Origin of the sequence: Streptomyces sp. NPDC058092 (assembly GCF_042884935.1) — a bacterium.
Classification (GTDB): domain Bacteria; phylum Actinomycetota; class Actinomycetes; order Streptomycetales; family Streptomycetaceae; genus Streptomyces.
Map to the genome: position 1 here is coordinate 93,091 of NZ_JBHVSY010000009.1, position 6,063 is coordinate 99,153.

The 6,063-nt window shown below is 68.3% G+C and carries 4 protein-coding genes and 2 pseudogenes; 3 read left to right on the plus strand and 3 right to left on the minus strand.

All coding sequences use genetic code 11. The features are described 5' to 3' along the window. The first annotated feature begins 591 nt into the window (after positions 1-591). Entirely contained in the window at positions 592-3,045 is a 2,454-nt protein-coding gene (locus ACFVV1_RS17060; RefSeq protein ID WP_389990000.1) for a GH92 family glycosyl hydrolase, read from the plus strand. Positions 3,046-3,252: 207 nt separating this feature from the next. Here the strand turns inward: ACFVV1_RS17060 and ACFVV1_RS17065 are convergent. From ACFVV1_RS17065 to ACFVV1_RS17075, 3 genes and pseudogenes are all read right to left on the minus strand, one after another. After that, positions 3,253-3,462 (minus strand): annotated as a pseudogene (locus ACFVV1_RS17065) (IS982 family transposase); the annotation flags it as partial. Between the two features lie 132 nt (positions 3,463-3,594). After that, a pseudogene (locus ACFVV1_RS17070) lies at positions 3,595-4,006 on the minus strand (transposase). Further along, positions 4,003-4,494, minus strand: coding sequence for an ATP-binding protein (locus ACFVV1_RS17075; RefSeq protein ID WP_389990001.1), 492 nt, complete (start codon positions 4,492-4,494; stop codon positions 4,003-4,005). The pseudogene ACFVV1_RS17070 and the gene ACFVV1_RS17075 overlap by 4 nt, the downstream one beginning before the upstream one ends. 129 nt (positions 4,495-4,623) lie before the next feature. Between ACFVV1_RS17075 and ACFVV1_RS17080 the strand changes: the two genes are divergently transcribed. Together ACFVV1_RS17080 and ACFVV1_RS17085 are read left to right on the plus strand one after the other, a co-directional pair. Next, positions 4,624-5,502: a Scr1 family TA system antitoxin-like transcriptional regulator gene (locus tag ACFVV1_RS17080; protein WP_389990002.1), complete on the plus strand. Its 879-nt coding sequence runs from the start codon at positions 4,624-4,626 to the stop codon at positions 5,500-5,502. Further along, positions 5,499-5,705 (plus strand): DUF397 domain-containing protein, encoded by a 207-nt coding sequence (locus ACFVV1_RS17085; protein ID WP_389990003.1) that lies wholly within the window; start codon positions 5,499-5,501, stop codon positions 5,703-5,705. Before ACFVV1_RS17080 ends, ACFVV1_RS17085 begins: the two co-directional genes overlap by 4 nt. Positions 5,706-6,063: the final 358 nt, after the last annotated feature.

Sequence of the window (6,063 nt, forward strand, 5' to 3'; positions counted from 1 at the left end):
CAGCACTTTCGAAACGCACCCAAAGCTAAGTCAGACACCATCCGGACAGCCCGCTGATGGAGCTCGTCCGGTACGTCCTCTTCGCTGGCTGAGATCGTCCATTCCACCGCGTTCCCTGTCCGAGCCGTCGCTGCGTGGTGGGACGCGGCGACCGGGGAGCACGTGTACCCGGCCCCTGTCGACGACTTCAGACTCTCGCGGTTCGACCTCGTACGAACAGACGCGCCGCGCGCGCTCACGGTCGACGCGCCCCAGATCGTGCTGTGTGTCCGAGGTGAAGCGACCGTCGCCTCGGAAAAGCGCTCGGTGGGGCTCGGTCCCGGCCGCGCTGTGTACGCTCCCGCAGGCGACGCACTCCGGCTCAGCGGAGAGGGAAAGGTGTTCCGCGCTACGGCCGGACTCGCTCACGCAACCCCTTAACGAGTCCCCTCGCACCTCGACATGCCACGGTTCACGACGAATTCATCCGAAGTAGCACCAGGGGCCTTGCCGTACTTGCGCGCCCTTTCTATCTTCATGATCGTTCCGGGAACTGGACTTCACAAGGGCAGCCCGGAATACCAAGTACGCACGAAAAGGAAGTGCTTCATCATGCAAAAGTTCCGGAGAACACGGGACCGTCGTCCGGCCACCGCCGTCGGCGTCGCCGTGATCACGGCCGGGCTGCTCCTCCCGCTCCTGGGAAGTCCCGCAGCAATCGCCGACTCCGCCGCGGCGGCCCCGGTTCCTCACCCCGTTCAGTACGTGGACCCGCTCATCGGCACCAGCAACGGCGGCAACACCTACCCCGGCGCCAATGTGCCGTTCGGGATGATCGCATGGTCGCCCACCAGCACCGCGGGCGACCAGACCAACACCGCCGCCGCCAACGGATACTCCTACAACACCACCCGCCTGCGGGGCTTCTCCCTCACTCACGTCAACGGTGCGGGGTGTCACCCCGGAGCAGCCGGTGACGTGCCCATCATGCCGTTCGCCGGCGCTGTCGACTCCTCACCCACCGCCGACACCAAGGACGCGAAGTACGCGGCGAACTTCTCGCACACCAACGAGACGGCCGATCCGGGCCGCTACCGGGTGGGCCTCGACTCGGGTGTCACCACCGACCTGGCGGTCAGCGAGCGGGCCGGCGTGGCCGACTTCACCTTCCCCGCGGACAAGCCTGCCAGCCTGCTGTTCCGGGTCTCCAACTCCCTGAACGGCAGCGAGGACGCCCACGTCGACATCGACACCGCGCACAACAAGGTCACCGGTTGGGTGGAGACCGGCGCGTTCTGCGGCCGGCGCGCCAACGGCGGCACCCCCAACAACAACCGCAAGAGCTACTACCGCCTGTACTTCACCGCCGCCTTCGACCGCGGCTTCTCCGGCGTGGGGACCTGGCACGACGACCGGCTCTCCCCCGGGTCCACCAGCGCCGACGGCGGCGAGGGCTACCTGACCGGCGCGGCCCGGGCAGGCCGGGGCTCCGGCGGTTACGTCTCCTTCGACACGGCGAATGACAACGATGTCCGCATGCGCATCGGGATCTCGTACGTCTCCCTGGCCGGTGCGGAGGCGAACCTGCGCGGTGAGATCGCCCCGACCGCGGGCGTCGAGGACGTGGCGAAGGCCGGGAAGGGTGCCTGGGACCGTGCGCTGAAGTCCGTGAAGATCAGCGGGGGCGACGAGGACCGCCGTACCGCTTTCTACACCGCCCTCTACCACGCTCTGCAGCAGCCCAACCTGATCAGCGACCGCGACGGCACCTATGTGGGCATGGACCGCAAGGTCCACGCGCTCGCACGCGGCCAGAAGGCGCAGTACAGCAACTTCTCCGGCTGGGACCAGTACCGGGCCCAGGTGCAGCTCCTCGCCCTGCTCGAACCGCGCGTCGCGGGCGACTTCGCCCAGTCGCTGTACAACTTCGCGCAGCAGAACGACGGGGTCTGGGACCGCTGGGTGCACATCAGCGGCGCCACCCATGTGATGACCGGTGATCCCTCGGCGGCGACCCTGGCGACCTTCTACGCCATGGGCGTGCGCAACTTCGACGTCCAGGGCGCTTTCGACTCCCTCTACCGACAGGCCACCGTGCCGCACCCCTCCGGGCTGTCGGACGCCGGCTGCCCGGGCCAGTGCGAGGGTAATCGTCCCAACCTCGCCCAGTACATGAAGTCCGGCTACGCTGCCCAGGATCAGTGCCACTGCTGGGGCGGCGCCGCCGAGACACTCGAGGACTCCGTCGCCGACGCGGCTCTCGCGCAGTGGGCCCAGCTGTTGGGCCGTGACGAGGAGTACCGGACGCTGAGCGAGCGCGGCGGTTACTGGCGGAACGTGTTCAACCCCGCGGCCACCCCGACCGCCGGCTACATCCAGGCCCGCAACGCCGACGGTTCCTGGGTGACCCCGTTCAACCCCGCCTCCCAACTCGGCTTCGCCCAGGGCAGTGCCGCCACCTATGTGTGGATGGTGCCGCAGGACGTCCAGGGGCTCGCCACCGCCATGGGCGGACGCGACAAGGCGGCGGCCCGCCTGGACGACTTCTTCCACAAGCCCGACGGCTCCTGGTCCGTCCGCGGCGGCGACGCGCTGCGCTACGACCCCACCAATGAGCCGGGCATCCACGCTCCGTGGCTGTACAACGCGCTCGGCAAGCCGTGGAAGACCCAGGAGACCGTCCGCCAGATCCTCGAAACCGCATACGGGACGGGTCCCGCCGGCCTCCCCGGCAACGACGACCTCGGCACCATGTCGGCGTGGTACGTCTTCGCGGCGCTCGGCATCTACCCGAAGGCGCCCGGCTCGGCCGACCTGCTGCTGAGCGCTCCGGTCTTCCCGCACGCCGTCATCGCGGGCGCCGGAGACCGGGAGGAGATCACGATCGACGCTCCCCGGACATCCCGCACCAACCTGTACGTGGACTCGGTGAGCCTCGGCGACAGGAAGCACGAGTCCTCCTGGGTGGACGGCTCGTTCGTGCGCCGAGGCGGCTCCCTGTCGTTCGAGCTGAGCGACCGCGCCGACACCGGCTGGGCGACCGACCCGGGCACCCTGCCTCACTGATTCCATCCGGTGAGTGACGGCCGCACATCTGTCGATCGGAGGCCCAAGTATCGGTCGACGTCACCATCACACTGTGGCTTCGACCGGTACGGGCTCGGGCGGGAGCGTCAGCAGCAGTCGGATCCGGAGGGACAGCCGCACGCGTCCGCTGCCGCAGAGGCTGCCCCGGCTGTAGGCGCAGCAGGGACCGGGCCGGCCGGTCTTGTGGTTGTGCCAGATTGCGGCGGCCATCGCGAGGATGCGTTGGGCGACGCGGACGGCGACACCTTCGAAGGTCCGGCCACCGTGCTGTTCCAGGTCGAGCTGGCCTTTGAGGGTGTCGTTGACCGACTCGATCAGCTGCCGCACCGACTTCAGAAGGCTCTCGCCCCTGCGCTTCTTCTCGCGCTTGAAGGAAGGACGCAGCAACTCCGCACCGCGTTATGGCAGCCTGTTCCAACAGCGGAGCTCCTGTGGTGAGGATGTCTTGGAGTGACAGACCTCTTCCACAGCAGCTCCGCTGCCTCGTTCACCAGCCTTGTCCTTTTGGGCGTGTATCACGTGCGCTGGTCACAGCCACTCGTTGATGGCTGCGACGAGGACGGTTGCCTCGTAGCGGACGGCGAATTTCTCGTAGCGTGTGGTCACCGCCCGGTGGCTCTTGAGCCGGTTGATCCCACATTCGACGGCGTGGCGCTCGCGGTAGTCGGTCTCGTCGAACGTTGGCGGTCGGCCGCCGCGGGAGCCGAGCTTCTTGCGGTTGCGGACGTGATCGGCCTTGTCCGGGATGGTGCAGCGGATCCCGCGTCGGCGCAGGACCCGGCCCCAGGCCCGTACCGTTCCGGGACATCCCGCCACGGTGCTCCGGTCCGGGTCCGCCACGTATGCCGTCGATCAATTGCCGCCGGGTCCATACCAGCGGCCGGCCTGGCTTCCTGCCCTTGGGCAACAGCGGCTCCAGCCGAGCCCGAATCGAGATCATTCCACGCCCGAGATCCACTTCCGATACGCGCCCTGACGAACGCCCTGGTGCGTCTCGGAAACCTCCGCCCAGATCGTCTTTCCGGACGGTGGGTACGGATGTACGCCCCATTCCGCGGCAAGGGCATCGACGATGACCAGCCCCCGGCCGCCTTCAACCGCTTCCCGGGGCGCGACAGGGAGGCGCTCGCCGCGCTGGTCCGTGACCTCGATCCGCAACCGTGCGGTCGGGAGGAGGGCGAGCCCGAGCCGGAATCCCCGCCCGTCCAACCGCCCGTGCGTGACCGCGTTCGCCGCCAGTTCGGCGACGACGAGCGCGGCTGCGTCAGTCCGCTCGCCGTCACGCGGCCACCCCCACGCCACCAGTTGCTCCACGGCGAGCAGGCGAGCCAGGCGGGCTCCTCGGCGGGTGGCACTGAACAGCTGTGTGAACTGCGGGGCGGCAGTCGCCGGTTGCGGAATTTCGATCTCTACGGATTCACTCGTCACGCCACTCAGAGTGGCCAAGCGACCGTACGCTGACCAGCAACGACAGCGGTACGTAGCGTGCACGTACCGGTACGCACGGCAACTGGTACCGGTTGTCCGCCGTGACGTGACGGCGCACGCGGTCGGCCCATGGAACGAAAGCGGGCAGCAATGGAGCTGGACGGTGCGATCGGTGGCGACGACGACTCGGAGGAGGCCGCGGACCTGTTCCGGGTGATCGGCCGACAGGTCCGGCTGCTGCGGGAGCGGGCCGGCCTCACCCAGCGGGAGTTGGGTGACCAGCTCGGCTACAGCGAGGACCTGATCCGGTCGCTGGAACGGGGGCGCAGGACACCGCAGCCGGAGTTCCTGGACACGGCGGACGACCTGCTGGAGGCAGGCGGGCTGCTGCGGACGGCGAAGGAGGACATTTCGCGGGCGAAGGCACGGGCGCGGGTGAAGCATCCGGCGTGGTTCAAGGATTACGCGAAGCTGGAAGCGGATGCCGTCGAACTCTCCTACTACAGCAACCACACGGTGCCCGGCCTCTTCCAGGCCGAGGCACACACCCGCGCCCTGTATGCCATGCGCAAGCCGCTGCTGGACGACGAACTCATCGAGCAGCGCGTGGCGGCGCGCCTGGCCAGACAGGCGGTTCTGACGAACCGACCGGCCCCGATGGTGAACTGCGTCATCGAGGAGGCAGTCCTCCGACGCCCGGTCGGCGAATGGGACGTCCACAAGGAGCAGCTCGAAGAGCTGATCAGACTCGGCAGGCTGCGCAACGTGGAGCTCCAGGTCATGCCGCTCGACCGTCCTGAACATGCGGGCCTGGCCGGTCCGTTCATCCTCCTCACACCCACGCGCAAGCCCCAGGTCGGATACCTTGAGGTGCAAAACATCAGCCGTTTGATCACCGACCCGGAGGAGGTCCGTATCCTGGCTGCACGATATGGATGCATCCGGTCTCAGGCACTCACTCCGCGTGAGTCCTCGGCTCTGATCGAAAGGTTGCTGAAAGACCAATGAAGCCCGACGTCCGCGTTCAGAACCCGGCAGACAACTCGTGGTTCAAGAGCAGCTACAGCTCCAACGAGGGCGGCGAGTGCATCGAGGTCGCCACCGCCGGACAGGCGGTCCTCATCCGCGACTCGAAAGACGCATCCCTTCCCCACCTGACGCTCGACCGCACCGGCTGGACGTACTTCGTGCGGTACGCGGCCGGAGCCTGACCGACGAACCGCCCGGCGCTACCCGCACGACGCCGGGTGCTCGCCGGCCAGGACGATTCGGAGAAGCGATGAGCCGACCCGAGCCTGGTGGTCCTCGACACGCAGAGCGTGCACGGAGGGGGCATACGGCAGCCTCTGCGGCTGCAGCCCCTGATCCGGGCAGCCGACGCCGTTCTTGATGCGCTCGGCCTACAGACCAGCGGTGTTCCCCCGGGACGTTCGTCCTGGGGGAACACCAGCGCTCCGCCGTCGGGGGGGGGCCGGGGCCCCCCCCCCCGGGTGAACCCACCCCCCCAGTAAAGAGGACCCCCGTCAAATGCCATCCCACCCCCCCCCACACCCCCGAGGCCCCCAGGGG